Raw genomic sequence first — 18,029 nt, 5'->3', positions numbered from 1 at the left:
GGCGATGCGGTCGAAGCCGCCATGCAATCGTGCGCCATGGCCGCCAATCGCCAGCAAGGACCAGCCCCTGTCGTCCACGGCACCGCCATGTAGGAGCCCGCTTGCGGGCGATGCGAGCGTAGCCGCCATGCAATCGTGCGCCATGGCCGCCAAGCGCCAGCAAGGACCAGCCCCTGCCGTCCGCAGCACCGCCATGTAGGAGCCCGCTTGCGGGCGATGCGGTCGTAGCCGTCATGCAATCGTGCGCCATGGCCTCCAATGCCAGCAAGGATCAGCCCCTGTCGTCCACGGCACCGCCATGTAGGAGCCCGCTTGCGGGCGATGCGATCGTAGCCGTCATGCAATCGTGCGCCATGGCCGCCAATCGCCAGCAAGGATCAGCCCCTGTCGTCCACGGCACCGCCATGTAGGAGCCCGCTTGCGGGCGATGCGATCGTAGCCGCCATGCAATCGTGCGCCATGGCCAGCAATCGCCAGCAAGGACCAGCCCCTGCCGCCCGCGGCACCGCCATATAGGAGCCCGCTTGCGGGCGATGCGATCGTAGCCGCCAGGCAATCGTGCGCCATGGCCTCCAATGCCAGCAAGGATCAGCCCCTGTCGTCCGCAGCACCGCCATGTAGGAGCCCGCTTGCGGGCGATGCGATCGTAGCCGTCATGCAATCGTGCGCCATGGCCTCCAATGCCAGCAAGGATCAGCCCCTGTCGTCCACGGCACCGCCATGTAGGAGCCCGCTTGCGGGCGAAGCGGTCGTAGTCGTCATGCAATCGTGCGCCATGGCCAGCAATCGCCAGCGAGCTGGCTCCTACATTATTGGGTGAGCCCGACTGTGGGAAATGGTGGTCCTCCCGACTCATGACTGCAGCGCTTTTAGAGACAAGGCCGCTGCCAGGCTTGCTCTAATCCAGGTCTGCCGGTAGGGTTGCCGCCTCGGCTAAACCTGGCCACCTGATCAGGATATCCTGTGAAACCCGTTTCTCGCGCTTTGTTGCTGTTGGCCCTCGTGGCCGCAGCGGTGAACCTGCGCCCCGGCATTACCTCGCTGGCGCCGCTTATCGAACGCATCGCTCAGGAGCTTTCCCTGAGCCGTGGCTTCATCAGCCTTACTACCGCGCTGCCGGTGCTGTGCATGGGGCTGTTGGCGCCGCTGGCTCCGCGCCTGGCGGTCAGGTTCGGTCTGGAGCGCACCATCACCCTGTGCCTGGGCACCATTACCCTGGCGTTGATGCTGCGCCTGATTGGCCATTCCAGTGTGATGCTGATCGGCAGCGCAGTGCTGATGGGAGCCTCCATTGCCATTGCCGGGCCGCTGCTGTCGGGCTTCATCAAGCGTCACTTCGTCGGGCGCATGGGGCAGGTGCTGGCCTGGTACTCCTTGAGCATGGCTATCGGCGGGGCGGTTGGCGTGGTGCTGACCATGCCGGTTACCCATCTGTTCGCCGATGACTGGAGTTACGGCCTGGCCATCTGGGCATTGCCCGCCGCCTTAGCCGTCGCCATCTGGTGGCGTCTGCCCAAGCACCGGGCCGAGCCGCTGAGCCATGAAGAAGCATCCGCCGGCTTGCCCTGGCGCGAGGCGCGGGCCTGGTTGATCGCCGGCTACTTTTCGCTGCAGGCCGGGCTGTTCTACGCGATTGCCACCTGGACAGTGGCGCGCTATCAGGAAGCCGGGCTGTCGGCGATGCACAGCAATACGCTGTTCAGCCTGGCCATGCTGATGGGCCTGCCAAGTTCCTTTCTGCTGCCCTGGTTGGTGCAGCGTGTCAGCAACCCTTATCTGCTGATGGTCGCTTGCGGTTCCATGACGCTGACCAGTCTGAGCATGATCACCTTCCTGCCTACCTTCGTCCCCGAGCTCTGGGCGCTGACCCTGGGCTTCGGCATGAGCGGATCTTTCGCCCTGTCGCTGCTGCTGCCCATCTACGAAGCGGGCTCGCCCATGGCGGTCAGCCGCTGGACGGCGATGATGCTCGGCCTGGGCTATAGCGTGGCCTGCCTCACGCCGGTGCTCAGCGGCCTGGCGCGGGACATGGCCGGTACCTACCAGGTGCCGTTCATGGTGCTGACCGGCATGGCTGCGGTGATGGTGCTGGTGGCCTGGGCGATGCGCAAGGGTCCACGCCGGCCGTAGCAGGGCGGGGAGGTGCGCAATGACCAAACCCGTCACAGCGCTCATCCGTGGAGTTTCCCTGAATCGCTCCCTGTGATAGAAGGCAGCCAGTTTTTTTGCGGAGTGACCCGTGGAATCGGAATCCATCGTCTATGGCAGCATTCGTGACTGGCCGTCGGACAGCCCATCGGAGAGCCGCTTGCGGCGTCTGCTCAACCAGCAGGTGCTGGAGGCCTTGCCTGTCGGTGATGCCTGGCCGTTTCTCGGGCGCGAGATGTTTTCCTGCTGCCAGCGGCCTGGCAGCGGTTTGTACCAGACCCAGGTCATCCATTTCGGCGCGAGCTACCAGACCATCGAATACGAATGGAAGCTCTGGGTCGCCGAGTTCGAGGCGCTGCTCAAACGCCTGTATTGGGCCAGTGCCGTGGTGCATCTGGAAACCGAGCTGAACGGCACCCACACCTTCCGCTGGGAGTCGGACACCGGCCGGCACAGCCCGCACGACGGTGGCTTGCGCGTGCGCTGCGCCTGGGAACGAGAAGGTGGCCTGCGCGGCTAGCTCCTCGGAAGTCGCCCCGGCGCGAAGGCGATTGCGGCCATTCCGCAAGACCGCGGCGCTACAACTATTCGCCGCGAGGTCGCAGCTCCTACGCCAATGCGGCGTTTCCTCCGGCCGTAGGAGCGTCGCCCCCGGCGCGAAAGCGATTGCGGCCATTCCACAAGACCGCAGCGCTACAACTATTCGCCGCGAGGTCGCGGCTCCTACGCCAATGCGGCATTTCGTCCGGCTGTAGGAGCGTCGCCCCCGGCGCGAAGGCGATTGCGGCCATTCCACAAGACCGCAGCGCTACAACTATTCGCCGCGAGGTCGCGGCTCCTACGCCAATGCGGCATTTCCTCCGGCCGTAGGAGCGTCGCCCCCGGCGCGAAGGCGATTGCGGCCATTCCACAAGACCGAAGGGCTACAACTATTCGCCGCGAGGTCGCGGCTCCTACGCCAATGCGGCGTTTCGTCCGACCGTAGGAGCGTCGCCCCCGGCGCGAAGGCAATTGCAGCCATCACCCAATCGTCGCTACTCCTCATCCTCTACCAGCCACTCCTTCGGCACATCGCGCTTGAGCGCCAATTGGCATTGCTGGCTTTCCGGATCGAACACGATCACCGCTTCGCCCTTGTCCAGTGCGCGACGTACGCGGATCACCCGGGTTTCCAGCGGTGTCTCGTCACCATTGTCGGTACCGTCGCGGGTCACGAAGTCTTCGATCAGGCGGGTTAGGGTGTCTGCTTCTAGCAGATTGGCGGGGATCAGCAAGGTTTTCTCCTAAGGCGCTCTCGGCCTCTTACCATCAATTGCGTTGGCTCTCTTGGACGGCGCTCGCGTTGTTTTGATCACCTCTTTCGCTGCTCGGCATGCAACATCACAGACGACTATCCCGAGCCAACCTGGCGACCAAGCAACATTCCAGCCCAGACAACGACTTACGTTCATCTGCCCGAATCTGCTGCAGTCGATTCAAGAACCGAACCACATTTTCCGAATTGGTGGTTTTTTAGACTGTTCAAAAGCTGATCAGCGTGCTACAACCATTCCATCGAGTGACATAGCCGCTTGAAAACGAAGGGAAAAGTATGACCAAGTCGGAGCTGATCGAAAGAATCGTCACCCACCAAGGACAGCTTTCAAACAAAGATGTCGAGCTGGCCATCAAGACCATGCTGGAACAGATGTCCCAGGCGCTGGCGACCGGCGATCGCATCGAGATTCGTGGCTTCGGCAGCTTTTCTCTTCACTATCGGGCGCCGCGTGTAGGCCGCAACCCGAAAACCGGCCAATCCGTTCGTCTGGATGGCAAGTTCGTTCCGCACTTCAAACCCGGTAAAGAACTGCGCGACCGAGTGAACGAAGAAGAGGAATGATGATGTACCCGGTGTCGCTCTAGCCTGGGTCTTTCAACGTCTTTCGCGCACCATCCCGCGTCTATGCCACCGTTATTCGGATTGGCTACGCCGTGAGCTCGCAACGAGCCAAGGCACCTCAGATCTAACTCACCCAATAATAAAGCGCCATACCGCCCTACAGCCGCCTGTGGCTTAGCCGATACTGGTAACGATGCCAGCGCATACCTTGCGATTGCAGCTCACCCTCCTATCTACAGGTTTGCATATGAACTGGTTCTACAACGCCAAGCTCGCGACCAAGCTGTACCTGGCATTCGCCCTCTGCGCCACGATCACTCTCGTTGTCGGTGCGGTAGGCAGTCAGGGGATCGGCTCACTGTCCTCCAGCCTGCAGCTGGTTTTTTCCAATAACCTCGTGTCTGTTGCCAAGACCGCCGAGGCTCGTTCCAACGCCGTTGCCCAGAACCGCGACCTGTATCGCTTGCTGGATGCGGCCACGGCTGGCGCTCCGCAATCTGAGCGAAGCGCCATCCTCACCTCCATGAAGGAGAACCGCCAGACCAGTGAACGTGCCTTCGCTACGTACCGCGCCACGCCTCTGGCTGACGACGAACGAGCCGCTGGCGACCGCATGGACAAGAGTTGGCCCGCCTATCAGGCACTCGTCGAGCGCGCGTTGGCGCTGATCGAGAGTGGCGACTTCGATGCCGCCAGGCTGCTGATTGCCGGTGACGTGTCACAGGCCTACCGCACAGTCATCGATGAAATGGGCATCATGGTGGAGTCCAACAACCGCCAGATCGGCGAAGGTGCCGAAGATGCTCGGCAGAGGGAGGCGGCCGCCAAGCTCAACCTGTATATCGGCATCGGCCTGGCGTTTCTCGCTGCCTTCCTGCTGGGCATGTTCATCAGCCGGGTGATCAGCGGGCCTATCACCCTGGCGGTGCGCAACGCCGAGCGCATTGCCGGCGGCGATCTCACCCACACCATCGCCAGCGGCCATCGCGACGAGGTCGGCCAGTTGCTGACTGCGCTCGGAGCGATGCAGGGCGGCCTCAAAGGCACCATTCAGCAGATTGCCAGCGCAGCCGATCAGTTGGCTTCGGCCGCGGAGGAGCTCAACGTCGTGACAGAGGAGAGCAGCCGAGGGTTGATTCGCCAGAACGACGAAATCCAGCTTGCCGCCACAGCTGTAACCGAGATGAGCGCAGCCGTCGAGGAAGTGGCCCGCAACGCCACCTCCACCTCCGAAGCATCCAGGCAGACCAGCCAGGAAGCCGCCAGCGGTCGCGATCAAGCGCGCGAGGCAGTCAAGGCCATCACCAGCGTGAACAGCGAGATTGGCCATTCGACCGTCATCGTCGACGAGCTGGCCGGTAGCGTGCGCGATATCGCCAAGGTGCTCGATGTCATTCGCGGTATCGCCGAGCAGACCAACCTGCTGGCTCTCAATGCCGCCATCGAAGCCGCACGAGCGGGAGAGCAGGGTCGGGGCTTTGCGGTAGTGGCCGACGAAGTGAGAGCGCTGGCTGCGCGCACCCAGGCATCCACCGGTGAAATCGAGTCGATGATTACCAGTGTTCAGTCACGCGCCGACGATGCAGTGAAAGCAATGGGCAATAGCAGAACCCTGGCCAACAGCACGCAAGAGCTGGCCAAGGCCACCGGTGAGTCCCTCGAGCGAATCGCCCATAACATCGCCGAGATCAACGACCGCAACATGCTGATCGCCACGGCATCCGAAGAACAGGCCAACGTCGCCCGGGAAGTGGACCGCAATCTGGTCAACATTCAAGACCTGTCGACCCAGACCTCGGCAGGTGCCCATCAGACCAGCGCTTCCAGCCAGGAGCTGTCGCGCCTTGCCATCTCGTTCAACAACCTGGTGAGCACCTTCAAGCTTTAAGGCGCTCGCCAGCCAGGGCCGTCGGCGGCGCAATGCCGCTGATCGCCCTGGCACCCGTTTTCGTAGCCTGGGTTGATCCCTGCCTTCAGCGTCGGCCGCACGCAAGAGATGCTCTACGAGCTGGAAGACATCATCCACAGCAAGAAACTGCACACCACAGCGGTACCAGAAACCTTTGTGGGAGCGGGCCATGCCCGCGAAGCTTTCAAAACTGCACCAAATGACCCTGCTGAAGTCGACTGGCCACGCCTGCCCATCATCCTGGATTCAGCCTTGGCAAGCCGCTTCATCCAGGGCTATCGCGAACTGAAAGACCATTAGAACGACGAAGTGCTGGCCCGCATGCAATCCGGCAGAAGGCCGATGGCCTTCGAGCAACTGATCACCATCGACAGCCACTCCGACCACCAGAGGATCCTCAATCACCTGGTAAGCAGCGCCAGACCCACCATCGTCATCGCTGGCAACGGCATGTGCTCCAGCGGCCGTATCCTCAACATCACTGACCCGATAGACCCATAGCCTCGGTTAGCCGAGGGGCATCCGGGATCCCCTTGAGGCGAGCCTATTCTGTCGCTCGTTTCGAATAAAATGCGTGTTCTGACCTCGAAACGGAACATGAACCCCGATGACCGCTATATCCGCAACTGCGCAAGGCACACCAGCTAGCGATCCTTCACCGAAGTCGAAACTGGAGCGTGTGCTAGCCCACTGGGGCGCAATTGCCTGGTTGCTCAGCTTGTTTGGATTACTGGCGGGGTTCGCGAGCCTGTTCTGTTACACCCATGCAATTGGCCGTATTGATCTCTTTCAGGCCGCTGCGGCGAATCAATCGATGCTGCTCGTTTGGTTGGCCTGGGTAGGGCTGATGTCGGTCGCCTTCATGCTTATCATGGCGAGCGCTGCCGTGTTACTCGCCTTGGCGGTCTCGATGCTCAACACTCATCACCGCTTGCAGCGCCGAGCGATCAATTCGCTGCTGTTCATCGTCTCGGCCGGGTATGCCTGTTTCGGTGGTCTGATTCTTTGGGCATCCGATTGGGGTGTCGAGTGGGTGGCGGTGGCGGTCTTTCTGGTCACTGCCCTGGCGACCACGCTGTTCTACTTCCTTAATCCCAATCTGCACATTCCGGTCGTGCTCTCCGCGCTCAGGCCGAAAAAAGGCAAAGCGGCATCGCCCTGGGCTCTGCTCTTCTTCCTGTTCCTGGCTTTGCTGGGCACGGTAGTGGCAGGTGTTTTCCCCGCGCAAATGGTGCTCATGGCTTACCGAGGAGAAGACACCCCCGATGCCGTGGGACAACTTATGCTGATTGCGGTGCTTTCGATGATTCTTGCGTTGCTGCCCGTGTGGGTGTTCTACAAGGCGCGTGGTGATCTTGCCCGCCGCTGGCAGTTATGCGTGGCTAGCCTGGTCGCTGCGCTAATGGTGTACCTCGTTCTGTCGCCAGCCACGCTAGGCATCATCACCTATGCTGCGGCGAGCTCCATGGGCATGCGTGATAATCAGGTACGGGCCTATATGCTCACCGACAAGCATGTGCTCGGTGAACTGGATTCGAGCGAATGGTCGCTCGAGGCCAGGCAGAAAGGCTCCGCCAGAATCGAAGCCTTCAAGCTGTTCGGTTTTGGCAATGTGTTATTGCTTTGCCCGGAAAGCTTGGTAAAAACCGAACTCAAGCATTGGCCGCAGCGCTCCGCGCGATGCCTGCTCACGAGCGCCACCTTGGCGCGAGTGTTACCCCAGTGACGGCTTAGGGCGCCCCTAAAGACCCGCCTCGGCGCATGCTGAACACCCGCGCGAGGTAGATTGTGACGGACATGGTGGCGGTGGAACCGCAAAAGGCATTGGTCAGAGCACTCGAGGTTTCATGCGTAAAACGGCAACAAGTTGTAGATATAAAATTCACATGAGAAAGAGCCGTGCTATAAGCAGCCAAAGGCTGACCTCGCCAGCCGTTCGTCTGAATGCAAGCCGCCGATGAACGGCAACTCAAGCTCTGAGGATATGAACGGGCGAGGGCAGTTGGCTTGTTCAGAGGCAGGTTGCCGCCAACCGTGAAGAGCAGTCGTTGGGAAAATGCGCTTTTCACTGAGATTTTCATCACAACCATGACGAAATCCACAAACAAAATTGGGTAGAATGCCGCGCTCGACAGATTCTGTTCGCTAGTAGTGGTACCGCTAATAGAAACTTCAGCTCGGCGGCAGGTGTATGACATCTGCGCTACCGGGTGTCGGCCGATGGTGAAAATCACAGCCCGCGCTACGCACGTGGGCTCAATAGGACTGCAGTGACGGCAATGGTTTTGCCGGATCCCGGAAAACGATGCCTGAATCGATCAAGAAATCATTGCGTTCGCTAAAGCTCTTTAAGCTTAGCCACCCCCTTCGCGCAGCCTCTGCCTGCCTGGTTATCGACCAGCTTGGCTACGGGGCCATGCCATGCAACCAGCAAAAAGATTCCATTTCCTCCATGAAACAGCTGGACGTTATGCGCCATGCCTGTTGAGTGCCTGTTGCCCCTATTACCCCCGAACTGCCCATGGCCCGCTGGCGCTGTGAGCTGGGGTGTGGACATTTATTTTCCAATCGCTTTGAAACAGGATGACTGAGCCCATGTCGCAAGCCCCAAACGTCCGTCCGCAGAACGATGACATCGATCTCGGCGAGCTAATGCGCGCACTGTGGGAGCGCAAGAAGCTGATCATCGGTGTCGCTGCCGTGGTCACCCTATTGGCAGTTGCTTATGCGCTGTTGGCTACCAAGTACTATCGCACCCAGAGCATCCTGCGCCCGGTTGCGATGAATGTATTGGATGAGCTCAATGCATCCGGCCTCTACGAATTGACGCCTGAAGAGGCGCTGCAGCGAGTCGGTGCGGGGATCAGCTCCTACGAGTATCGGCTCGAGTACTTCAATGCCAATCAGGAGCTATTTGGGCCAGATGCTATGAATGATGGGCAGACCGCTGAGCAGGCGATGAACCAAATCATCGAAGACTTTGAAATACTGCGGCCTGACCCTAATCGCCCCGACGGTGGCTTTTCCTATATAGGGCTCGCTTATACCTACCCATGGGGTGTGAAAGGTGCCGATATCGTCAATGGGCTGATCCAGTACGTGATCCAGCAAGAGCGTACTGCCCTCGCAGAAGACGTGGAAGTGATCATCCGTAACCGCTTGGCCAAGCTGGAGCAGCGTATGGCAGCCGAGCGTGCTGCCTACCAGGCAGACAAGCAAGCGAAGATTGCATCGCTTTCGGAGGCTGATGCTCTCAAGCGAGCTCAGCTGCAGGACGAACTGAACTCTTTGCGCAAGCAACTCCGTACTCGTCGTGATGACCGAATCGCACAACTAAATGAAGCTGTCATGATCGCGAAGTCGCTGGGCATCGAGAAGCCGAGTACGCCATCCACCCTTTCTGATAGCGCACCAGTGTCTGGCTCTGGCAATGTCATCCGCACGGAGGTCAATAACCAGCAGATCCCTCTCTATTTCATGGGCACTGAGGCGCTCGAAGCAGAGCGCGATGCGCTACAAAAGCGCCGCTCGGATGAGTTTACCGAGCCCCGTGTTGCAAAGCTCCAAGCCGACTTACGGTTGCTTGAGCAGAATCGCGAAGTTGAACTCCTCAAACAGCGCGCTGATGAGGATGTATATATCGAGAACTATGCGAAATGGAATCAGGAGGCTGCGGAGCTCAAGGGTCTCAATCTGAACCTTAATGCCTTGCAATTGGTGAACATCGATAGGCAAGCGATATATCCACGCTCTGCCATCAAGCCTAAGAGGATTTTGGTGGTGGCGCTAGGTGCTGTATTGGGCACCATGTTGGGCCTATTCATTGCGCTGATGAGCGTTTTGACCAGTAAGCCTAAAACGCACTCTCGTTTTAGCGACGCCGGTTAATTTTTATATCTATATTCTATAAGTATCTGGAGTGTTACATGACGTCAGCTATCAAGCAGACAAGCGTTGCCAAGTTCAAGAGCAGGGAGGCCCTGATTGGTATTGTCGGTCTTGGCTACGTAGGGTTGCCGCTTATGTTGCGCTACAACGCAATTGGATTCCGCGTTTTAGGTATCGATATCGATGTCAATAAGGTCGATACGCTCAATGCTGGCGGGAGTTATATTGAGCACATTCCCGCTCAAAAAGTAGCTTCCGCACGTTCTTCGGGATTCGAAGCGACAACGGATTTTCAGCGCGTCAGTGAGTGCGACGCTTTGATTCTATGCGTACCGACACCGCTAAATAAGTATCGCGAGCCGGACATGAGCTTCGTTATAAATACTACTGACGCGATCAAACCCTACCTACGTGAGGGGCAGGTTGTGTCATTGGAAAGCACCACTTATCCAGGCACCACCGAGGAGGAGCTGCTGCCACGTGTCGAGCATGCAGGGCTGAAAGTCGGTGAGAATATCTTCTTGGTCTACTCGCCAGAACGTGAAGACCCAGGCAATCCCAATTTTGAAACACGCACCATTCCGAAGGTAATTGGTGGTCATACGCCTGCCTGTCTCGATGTAGGTGTTGCGCTCTATGAGCAGGCCATCGACAAAGTCGTGTCCGTCAGCTCCACTAAAGCTGCAGAAATGACCAAGCTGCTCGAAAATATCCACCGTGCGGTAAATATTGGCCTAGTAAATGAGATGAAGATCGTCGCTGATCGCATGGGTATCGACATCTTCGAAGTCGTTGATGCCGCAGCAACCAAGCCATTCGGGTTCACTCCTTACTATCCTGGCCCTGGGCTCGGCGGTCACTGCATCCCAATCGATCCTTTCTACCTGACCTGGAAGGCTCGCGAGTATGGCCTGCACACCCGTTTCATCGAACTGTCTGGTGAGGTCAACCAAGCTATGCCTGAATATGTCGTCACCAAGCTGATGGATGGCCTGAACGACGCGGGTAAACCGCTTAAAGGCAGTAATGTGCTCGTACTTGGTATCGCCTACAAGAAGAACGTAGACGATATGCGTGAGTCGCCCTCGGTGGAGATCATGGAGTTGATCGAGGCGAAAGGATGTCGAGTCGCATATAGCGATCCACATGTGCCTAAATTTCCTAAAATGCGTGAGCATAATTTCGATTTGTCTAGCGAGCCGCTTACCGCCGAGAACCTCCAGCGCTTCGACGCAGTTATTCTCGCCACTGATCATGATAAGTTTGATTACGATTTGATCAGTCAGCATGCGAAGTTGATAGTCGATAGCCGCGGTAAGTACCGTGCGCCTGCTGCCAACGTAATCAAAGCTTAAGTGGGGGAGGTCATTTTGAAACGATTTGCACTTATCGGCGCCGCTGGTTATATCGCTCCTCGCCATATGCGAGCTATCAAGGATACGGGTAACGAGTTGGTCTCCGCTTATGACATCAATGACTCTGTCGGGATCATCGACAGCCTGTCGCCTCAGAGCGAGTTCTTCACTGAGTTTGAACGTTTCGCCGAGCATGCCAACCGCATCAAGCGAGATCCGGCCACGGCTCTTGATTATGTCGCAGTCTGTTCGCCCAACTACTTGCATCACGCGCATATCGCCGCCGGTCTGCGGCTGGGATGTGATGTTATTTGCGAGAAGCCGCTGGTACCTACGTCTGAAGTGCTGGATGAGCTGGCTCGCGTAGAGAAGGAGACCGGCAAGCGTGTTTACAACATTCTGCAGTTGCGGCATCACCAAGCAATTTTGAGCCTAAAGGAAAAGGTTGCCAGCGAAAATCGCGAGGCCAAGTACGATGTCGAGCTAACTTACATCACGTCCCGCGGCAAATGGTATATGGAGAGTTGGAAGGGGGATCCGCGCAAATCATACGGTGTCGCTACGAACATAGGTGTGCACTTCTACGACATGCTGCATTTCATCTTCGGCAAGCTGCAGCGCAATGTATTGCATTACGCTAACGACTACAAAGCGGCTGGCTACCTCGAATATGAGAAAGCACGTGTGCGCTGGTTCCTGTCCATCGACGCTGATGATTTGCCAGAAAGCGTGAAGGGTAAGAAGCCGACCTATCGATCGATCACCGTGGACGGCGATGAAATCGAGTTTTCTGAAGGCTTCACCGACCTACATACCATCAGCTACCAGGAAATTTTGGCGGGTCGCGGTTACGGAATTGAGGACGCCAGGCATTGTGTTCAGACAGTCGATACCATTCGCTCTGCCACTGCAGTTACTGCAGTGAATGGAGAGGGGCATCCCTTTCTCGGTCGTTTGAATTGACGCTGATCTCACGGGCTATTTCCGATGTTTAATACCAAGACAATCAGCCGCTCTTCTGCGCGCGATGTTCGGCGCGATGTTCAGGGGCTTCGTGCATTGGCGGTGCTGGCTGTCTTGGTGTTCCATATCGAAAAGGATTGGCTGCCTTCAGGCTTTACCGGCGTTGATATGTTTCTGGTCATATCCGGCTTCATCATCACGTCAATGTTGTTGAAGCAAGGCGATGCTGTCGATTGGAAGCTGTTCTACTGGGCACGCGCACGCAGAATTGTGCCGGCCTATCTGGTCATGCTGACCTTGGTTACCTTATTGGCAGCCTGGATGTTTCTGCCTCCTGACTTCGACATATACCAAGACAGCCTAGGTTCCGCTCTGGGCTTCTACAGCAATTTTTATTTTTCCGATTTCGGTAGTTATTTCGCGCCTGCAAGCCATGAACTGCCTCTGTTGCATACGTGGTCCTTGGCCATCGAGATGCAGTTCTATTTGTTTTTTCCACTCTTTTTTGGTTTGACTCCCGTCCGCTACCGAGCGCTAGCTCTAGCGTTTTTAATAGTCGTCACGTTAGGGTACTCGCAGTACCAGCTTTTAGCAGATCAAGCCACGCACGCTTATTTTTCATCTATTGGCCGGGCCGGCGAGTTTTTGATCGGGGCTTTGCTGGCGGTCTTATCGCTGGGGCGAAGTTGGTCTATTGCTCTAGCCACCGCTGCTGGTGGAGTAGGTCTTGTTCTGCTCATCGCGGGCTTCACCGTAGTCGACCAAGGTAGATTTCCCGGCCTCTGGGCGCTATTACCTTGTCTAGGCACAGCTCTCTTGATCGCCGCACGCAACGGCTGGATCAATATTCTATTGTCTCACCGCGCCGCTGTTTGGGTCGGTGGCTTGTCGTATTCCATCTATTTGTGGCATTGGCCGCTGCTTGCCATTTATCGTTATTACACTGGAGGTTACGAGCTTTCATGGTTGCCGGTGGTTGTAATCGTGGCAATGACATTGATCATCTCCGTGATTTCATTGCGCTGGATAGAGACGCCCGCGAGACGTTTGAAGTTGACGGCGTCGGGCTTTGGCATAGCCGCTGCCATGGCGTCGCTGTGTGTGCTGGTCATGGTGGCTTCGCCGCGCTTGGGTTCCGGACCGCAAGCGGAAGTTCCCGCGGCTATGGCGCGGTATGCAATACCAGAAGAAATATGCCATGGACGCTTGGTGGGCAATTGTGTTCGGGGAGACAAGCACATACCTCCAGAGGCGTTGGTTATTGGCGACAGCCACGGCGCCCAGCTCAATTATTTCTTCGATGTCGCAGGCCAGGCCGAAGGTTTCTCTGTGAAGCTAATCACTGGCAGCAGTTGCGTGCCTGTACCTGACTTCGATGTCGAGCGTCTTCCTGACTACGCTCAAGAGGACTGCCGCCACCAGATCAAGGCTGTACAGGATTCGTTAAGTGATTTCAAAGTAATCGTGCTAGCAGGTAAATGGCGGTGGCACTTCGGAAGCCAGCGGTTTCTCAGTGCTATCGCGTCCTTCGTGAGCAGCTCGGTTGCCGAGGGTAAGAAAGTCATTGTCCTTGCGCAGATACCCATGTTCGACGGCAATCTTCTGAGGGCTCGCCACTTTGAAGCACTGGGGTTGTCCGTCGCAGTCCACGAGGACGCGGAGTGGAGACATGCAAATCAGCAGATCAAGGAGCTGGTCACGAAATTTCCAGGCGCACAGTTTGTCGACTATTCCGGCTCAACCTTTTTCGCGAATGCACCGTTCGATCAAGGCGAGCTAATGTATATGGACGCTCATCATCTCAATGAAACAGGTGCTAGGCACTATGGGCGTTTCGTAGCATCGGACTTGGCCCTCTTACTTAAAGATCACCAATAACTATGAATTACTATAAACATCCCTCCGCAATAGTTGATGACGGTGCACAAATTGGTCAGGACTCACGCGTTTGGCACTTCGTGCACATCTGTTCGGGGGCACGCATCGGTGCCGGTGTTTCTCTTGGTCAAAATGTATTCGTCGGCAACAAAGTGGTCATCGCCGATAATTGCAAGATCCAGAATAATGTCTCGGTCTATGACAACGTATCTCTTGAAGAAGGTGTGTTCTGTGGTCCGAGCATGGTGTTCACCAATGTCTACAATCCGCGTTCGTTGATAGAGCGCAAAAGCGAATATCGCAACACGTTGGTGAAAAAGGGTGCGACGCTAGGCGCCAACTGCACGATTGTGTGTGGGGTGGTGATTGGCGAGTACGCCTTCATTGGTGCCGGAGCGGTCGTCAACAAGGATGTTCCAGCTTATGCCCTGATGGTGGGGGTTCCCGCGCGTCAGATCGGCTGGATGAGTGAATACGGTGAACAACTGCCCTTGCCCGTCACGGGTGAGGGTGCAGCCACCTGTGAATACAGTGGCGCCCGCTACGTTCTTAACGGCAACACTCTCTCCAAGGAAAATCTGTAATGATCGATTTCATCGACCTCAAAGCGCAGCAGGCACTGATCAAGGATAGGATCGATGCTGCCATTCAGCGCGTGCTAGCCCATGGGCAGTACATCCTCGGCCCTGAGGTCTCTGAATTAGAGGAGCGACTCGCCGATTTCGTTGGTGCCAAATACTGTATCAGCGTGGCGAATGGTACCGACGCGCTTCAGATCGCGCAGATGGCCCTCGGGATTGGCCCAGGAGATGAAGTCATCACCCCTGGTTTTACCTACATCGCCACGGCGGAAACTGTCGCACTGTTGGGAGCCAAACCGGTATACGTTGACGTCTGCCCGCGTACCTATAACCTTGATCCGCAATTGTTGGAGGCAGCTATTACACCTCGCACCAAAGCGATCATCCCAGTGTCGCTGTATGGGCAATGTGCCGACTTCGATGCCATTAATGCCATAGCGAAGAAACACGGCATTCCCGTCATCGAGGATGCGGCACAGAGTTTCGGTGCTACTTACAAAGGGCGTCGCTCGTGTAATCTATCGACTATCGCTTGTACGAGTTTCTTTCCGAGCAAGCCGTTAGGCTGCTATGGTGATGGTGGAGCTATTTTTACAAACGATGATGAACTCGCCAAAGTACTTCGCCAAATAGCCCGCCACGGACAAGACCGCCGCTATCATCATGTGCGTGTAGGGGTAAACAGTCGTCTTGACACACTGCAGGCCGCCATTTTACTACCGAAGCTCGATATCTTTCCTGATGAATTAGCTGCTCGTCTGAATGTCGCCGCTTCTTATAGTGAGCTGCTGGCACCATATGAAATAAAAACACCCTATATTGAACCCCATAATATAAGTGCTTATGCTCAATATACGATATGTGTTGAAGAGCGTGAGGCCTTGCAGCATAGGCTAAAGAGTGAGGGTGTACCAACTGCCGTACATTACCCTATACCATTGAACAAGCAGCCTGCTGTTGCTAATGAGAAGTATCTTCCGATCGGTGACAAACTTTCACAGAAAGTGTTGAGCTTGCCTATGCATCCTTATATGTTGGAGGAACATATTGGTTTGATAGTAAAAGCTCTATCAAAATGAAGCTTAATATTTTTAGTCAATTCAACTCAATAGTGGCGCGTTCGATAGCGGTGATGTTTGGGGGCACTGTCTTAGCTCAGGGCATTACATTCGCAGTAACACCTCTATTGAGCAGGTTGTTTTCGCCTAGTGACTTTGGTGTGCTGGGCGCTTTTGTTGCGATTTTGACAATTTTGATTTCTTTTTCATCTTTAAAGTATGAATTTGCTATACCACAGGTCTCAACGAAAAAGCATTCACTAGAATTAACGGTTTTGTGTCTTTATATATTGTTTGCCATGTCCCTTCTCGTTGCGGTTTCTTTGTTTTTGTTGTGGGCTTTTGATTTCTACCATGCGGACGCTTACTTTTGGCTCTTACCTTTGGCCGTTTTTTTTGCTGGTTCTTTCCAAGTTGCCACCTACTATTCGATTAAGGAAAAAGATTTTTACTTACTATCTAAGGCTAATGTGAGCAGAAGCTCCGGACAGGCAGTTTTGCAAGTCCTTTCGGGCATTTTTTCACTAGGCGGTGGCGCTCTTATACTGAGTTATGTTTTTAGTCAGGCTTTAGGAAGTTTTGAGATTCTATATCGTGCCTTGAAAGGATTTAAGTTTCCAAGTTTTTTGAGGCTGCTTGTGTTGTGCCGGAAATATATAAGATTTCCCAAATTCTCCGCTTCCGCGAGCACCCTGAACACAGCCGCTACCAACTCCCTGCCTTTTCTTATTATTTATTTCTGGTCAGTCGGAGAAGCAGGTCTTTTTGCGCTGACTCAGCGAGCCATGGGAGTGCCTATGGCATTTCTAGGAGCTGCTATCGCAAACGTTTATTTGGCTGAGCTACCAAGAATATTACAGCGAGATCCAGCTGAAGCAAAAAAATTCTACATAAAATCTCTTCGGAATTTAGTGTTGGCCGGGTTGCCTTTGATTGCCGTGTCAACGCTAATACTTTTTTATTATGCAGAATTTATATTTGGTGGTGAGTGGTTCGGGATATCTGCTCTAGTAATAGTCTTGGCGCCTTTCTTTCTAGGGCAGTTTGTGGCCTCTCCATTAAGTCAGACTCTCAATGTAATTGGACGGCAAGATGTTCAGTTGATTTGGGATCTTTGTCGGCTAATAGTTGTCTTGGGCTGTCTCGTTGCTTGTGGTATTTATCAGGTTGGTTTTTCTGTTTCGATATTAATCTACAGCATTTTGATGTTTTTTTTCTATGCTGTAAGTGTTGTCGTGACTTTAATTTTGATTGATCGAAACTCGTTGGAGGTTAAATGAAAGTCCTTACTGTGGTTGGGGCTAGGCCCCAGTTTATAAAAGCGGCAGTTCTTTCTCGTGCTTTTTTATTGCACGGCATTGAAGAGGTTCTTGTACACACGGGGCAGCATTATGATAACGATATGTCAGATGTTTTTTTTAGTGAGTTAAGTATCCCTCAGCCCTCCTACAATCTTGCTGTTGGCGGTGGCACGCATGGGCAAAACACAGGGCGCATGTTGGAAAAGCTTGAAGAGTTGATGGTTGCCGAAAAGCCAGACTGGGTTTTAGTGTACGGTGATACTGACAGCACGCTTGCTGGTGCACTTGCTGCTGCTAAGCTTCATATTCCAATTGCGCATATTGAAGCTGGGCTGCGCTCATTCAATCGTGCAATGCCCGAAGAAATTAATCGTGTTCTGACCGATCATGTGTCGTCGCTTCTCTTCTCTCCCACTAAAGTGGCTGAAGAAAACCTTTTGAGGGAAGGTATTGCTGACAAAAAAATCCATGTTGTTGGCGATGTAATGTACGATGCGACAGTTTTTTATTTGGACCGTGCTGTTAAGCCTAGTTGGTTCGATCTCGGTGGGTTCGAGGTTGACGAATTTATTCTCTGCACTGTTCACAGGGCTGAGAATACTGACTCTGAAGTTAGAATTAGAAATATCCTTTTGGGGCTGGGCAGCTCTAAATTGCCCGTGATTTTACCCATGCACCCTCGCACCCGAAAGAAGCTCGACTCGTTGTCAATATCAATACCAGATAATGTCCGAGTAGTGAGCCCGGTCGGCTATCTCGAAATGAACTGGCTGGAGGCTAATTGTAGATTAATAGCTACTGATTCAGGTGGTGTACAAAAAGAGGCATATTTCCATAAAAAATATTGTGTAACTATGCGCAATGAAACGGAGTGGGTCGAGCTTGTGAAGAAAGGTGTTAACGTTTTGGTTGGTGATTCTGCTGAGTTGATAAAGGATGCTATAAACTCTTCCAAGAAATACGATTTCAGTGAGTTTATATATGGTCGGGGTGACACAGCATCTAAAATTATAGATGTATTGGTCTCTAACGCTCGATAACTGACTTCTGCCTCTGCCTCTTAGAGATA

General features: G+C 54.9%; 16 protein-coding genes. 15 read left to right on the top strand and 1 reads right to left on the bottom strand.

Annotated features, from left to right (window positions below):
* Positions 1-963: 963 nt before the first annotated feature.
* A complete protein-coding gene (locus FHR27_RS09715) occupies positions 964-2,130 on the top strand; it encodes an MFS transporter (protein ID WP_179538467.1) in 1,167 nt (388 codons plus the stop codon).
* Positions 2,131-2,239: 109 nt separating this feature from the next.
* Positions 2,240-2,668 (top strand): hypothetical protein, encoded by a 429-nt coding sequence (locus tag FHR27_RS09710; protein ID WP_042553986.1) that lies wholly within the window; start codon positions 2,240-2,242, stop codon positions 2,666-2,668.
* 514 nt (positions 2,669-3,182) lie between these two features.
* Here the strand turns inward: FHR27_RS09710 and FHR27_RS09705 are convergent.
* Positions 3,183-3,422, bottom strand: coding sequence for a YheU family protein (locus tag FHR27_RS09705; RefSeq protein WP_042553987.1), 240 nt, complete (start codon positions 3,420-3,422; stop codon positions 3,183-3,185).
* A gap of 317 nt (positions 3,423-3,739) precedes the next feature.
* Between FHR27_RS09705 and ihfB the strand changes: the two genes are divergently transcribed.
* From ihfB to wecB, 13 genes are all read left to right on the top strand, one after another.
* Positions 3,740-4,027, top strand: coding sequence for an integration host factor subunit beta (gene ihfB, locus FHR27_RS09700; protein ID WP_042553988.1), 288 nt, complete (start codon positions 3,740-3,742; stop codon positions 4,025-4,027).
* A 247-nt stretch (positions 4,028-4,274) separates the two neighbouring features.
* A complete protein-coding gene (locus FHR27_RS09695) occupies positions 4,275-5,915 on the top strand; it encodes a methyl-accepting chemotaxis protein (protein WP_179538466.1) in 1,641 nt (546 codons plus the stop codon).
* 108 nt (positions 5,916-6,023) lie between these two features.
* Positions 6,024-6,236 (top strand): hypothetical protein, encoded by a 213-nt coding sequence (locus tag FHR27_RS26900; protein ID WP_257026869.1) that lies wholly within the window; start codon positions 6,024-6,026, stop codon positions 6,234-6,236.
* A 21-nt stretch (positions 6,237-6,257) separates the two neighbouring features.
* Entirely contained in the window at positions 6,258-6,437 is a 180-nt protein-coding gene (locus tag FHR27_RS26895; protein ID WP_373565118.1) for a hypothetical protein, read from the top strand.
* 106 nt (positions 6,438-6,543) lie between these two features.
* Positions 6,544-7,662 carry a hypothetical protein gene (locus FHR27_RS09685; RefSeq protein ID WP_179538465.1) on the top strand — a complete coding sequence of 373 codons (1,119 nt, stop codon included), beginning with the start codon at positions 6,544-6,546 and terminating at the stop codon, positions 7,660-7,662.
* 869 nt (positions 7,663-8,531) lie between these two features.
* Positions 8,532-9,824, top strand: coding sequence for a Wzz/FepE/Etk N-terminal domain-containing protein (locus FHR27_RS09675; protein ID WP_179538463.1), 1,293 nt, complete (start codon positions 8,532-8,534; stop codon positions 9,822-9,824).
* A gap of 38 nt (positions 9,825-9,862) precedes the next feature.
* Positions 9,863-11,179, top strand: coding sequence for a UDP-N-acetyl-D-glucosamine 6-dehydrogenase (wbpA, locus tag FHR27_RS09670; protein WP_084307831.1), 1,317 nt, complete (start codon positions 9,863-9,865; stop codon positions 11,177-11,179).
* 15 nt (positions 11,180-11,194) lie between these two features.
* The gene (gene wbpB / locus FHR27_RS09665) at positions 11,195-12,142 is read left to right on the top strand and encodes a UDP-N-acetyl-2-amino-2-deoxy-D-glucuronate oxidase (protein WP_179538462.1); all 948 of its coding nucleotides are present in this window, start codon (positions 11,195-11,197) and stop codon (positions 12,140-12,142) included.
* Between the two features lie 24 nt (positions 12,143-12,166).
* Entirely contained in the window at positions 12,167-14,020 is a 1,854-nt protein-coding gene (locus tag FHR27_RS09660; RefSeq protein WP_179538461.1) for an acyltransferase family protein, read from the top strand.
* Positions 14,021-14,022: 2 nt separating this feature from the next.
* Positions 14,023-14,604: a UDP-2-acetamido-3-amino-2,3-dideoxy-D-glucuronate N-acetyltransferase gene (gene wbpD / locus FHR27_RS09655; RefSeq protein ID WP_179538460.1), complete on the top strand. Its 582-nt coding sequence runs from the start codon at positions 14,023-14,025 to the stop codon at positions 14,602-14,604.
* The gene (locus FHR27_RS09650) at positions 14,604-15,680 is read left to right on the top strand and encodes a DegT/DnrJ/EryC1/StrS family aminotransferase (protein WP_179538459.1); all 1,077 of its coding nucleotides are present in this window, start codon (positions 14,604-14,606) and stop codon (positions 15,678-15,680) included. Before wbpD ends, FHR27_RS09650 begins: the two co-directional genes overlap by 1 nt.
* Complete coding sequence (locus tag FHR27_RS09645; protein ID WP_179538458.1) at positions 15,677-16,939, top strand: oligosaccharide flippase family protein; 1,263 nt, start codon at positions 15,677-15,679, stop codon at positions 16,937-16,939. The genes FHR27_RS09650 and FHR27_RS09645 overlap by 4 nt, the downstream gene beginning before the upstream one ends.
* Entirely contained in the window at positions 16,936-18,000 is a 1,065-nt protein-coding gene (wecB, locus tag FHR27_RS09640) for a non-hydrolyzing UDP-N-acetylglucosamine 2-epimerase (protein WP_179538457.1), read from the top strand. Before FHR27_RS09645 ends, wecB begins: the two co-directional genes overlap by 4 nt.
* Positions 18,001-18,029: the final 29 nt, after the last annotated feature.

Origin of the sequence: Pseudomonas flavescens (assembly GCF_013408425.1) — a bacterium.
Classification (GTDB): domain Bacteria; phylum Pseudomonadota; class Gammaproteobacteria; order Pseudomonadales; family Pseudomonadaceae; genus Aquipseudomonas; species Aquipseudomonas fulva_A.
This window is presented reverse-complemented; position numbering and strand designations above follow the sequence as displayed.

What these genes read in the sequence shown, in the direction of transcription:
- wecB (WP_179538457.1), top strand. Translation starts at nt 16,936, where the DNA reads ATGAAAGTCCTTACTGTGGTTGGGGCTAGGCCCCAGTTTATAAAAGCG.
- ihfB (WP_042553988.1), top strand. Translation starts at nt 3,740, where the DNA reads ATGACCAAGTCGGAGCTGATCGAAAGAATCGTCACCCACCAAGGACAG.
- FHR27_RS09675 (WP_179538463.1), top strand. Translation starts at nt 8,532, where the DNA reads ATGTCGCAAGCCCCAAACGTCCGTCCGCAGAACGATGACATCGATCTC.
- FHR27_RS26895 (WP_373565118.1), top strand. Translation starts at nt 6,258, where the DNA reads ATGCAATCCGGCAGAAGGCCGATGGCCTTCGAGCAACTGATCACCATC.
- FHR27_RS09685 (WP_179538465.1), top strand. Translation starts at nt 6,544, where the DNA reads ATGACCGCTATATCCGCAACTGCGCAAGGCACACCAGCTAGCGATCCT.
- wbpA (WP_084307831.1), top strand. Translation starts at nt 9,863, where the DNA reads ATGACGTCAGCTATCAAGCAGACAAGCGTTGCCAAGTTCAAGAGCAGG.
- FHR27_RS26900 (WP_257026869.1), top strand. Translation starts at nt 6,024, where the DNA reads ATGCTCTACGAGCTGGAAGACATCATCCACAGCAAGAAACTGCACACC.
- FHR27_RS09660 (WP_179538461.1), top strand. Translation starts at nt 12,167, where the DNA reads ATGTTTAATACCAAGACAATCAGCCGCTCTTCTGCGCGCGATGTTCGG.
- FHR27_RS09645 (WP_179538458.1), top strand. Translation starts at nt 15,677, where the DNA reads ATGAAGCTTAATATTTTTAGTCAATTCAACTCAATAGTGGCGCGTTCG.
- wbpD (WP_179538460.1), top strand. Translation starts at nt 14,023, where the DNA reads ATGAATTACTATAAACATCCCTCCGCAATAGTTGATGACGGTGCACAA.
- FHR27_RS09695 (WP_179538466.1), top strand. Translation starts at nt 4,275, where the DNA reads ATGAACTGGTTCTACAACGCCAAGCTCGCGACCAAGCTGTACCTGGCA.
- FHR27_RS09650 (WP_179538459.1), top strand. Translation starts at nt 14,604, where the DNA reads ATGATCGATTTCATCGACCTCAAAGCGCAGCAGGCACTGATCAAGGAT.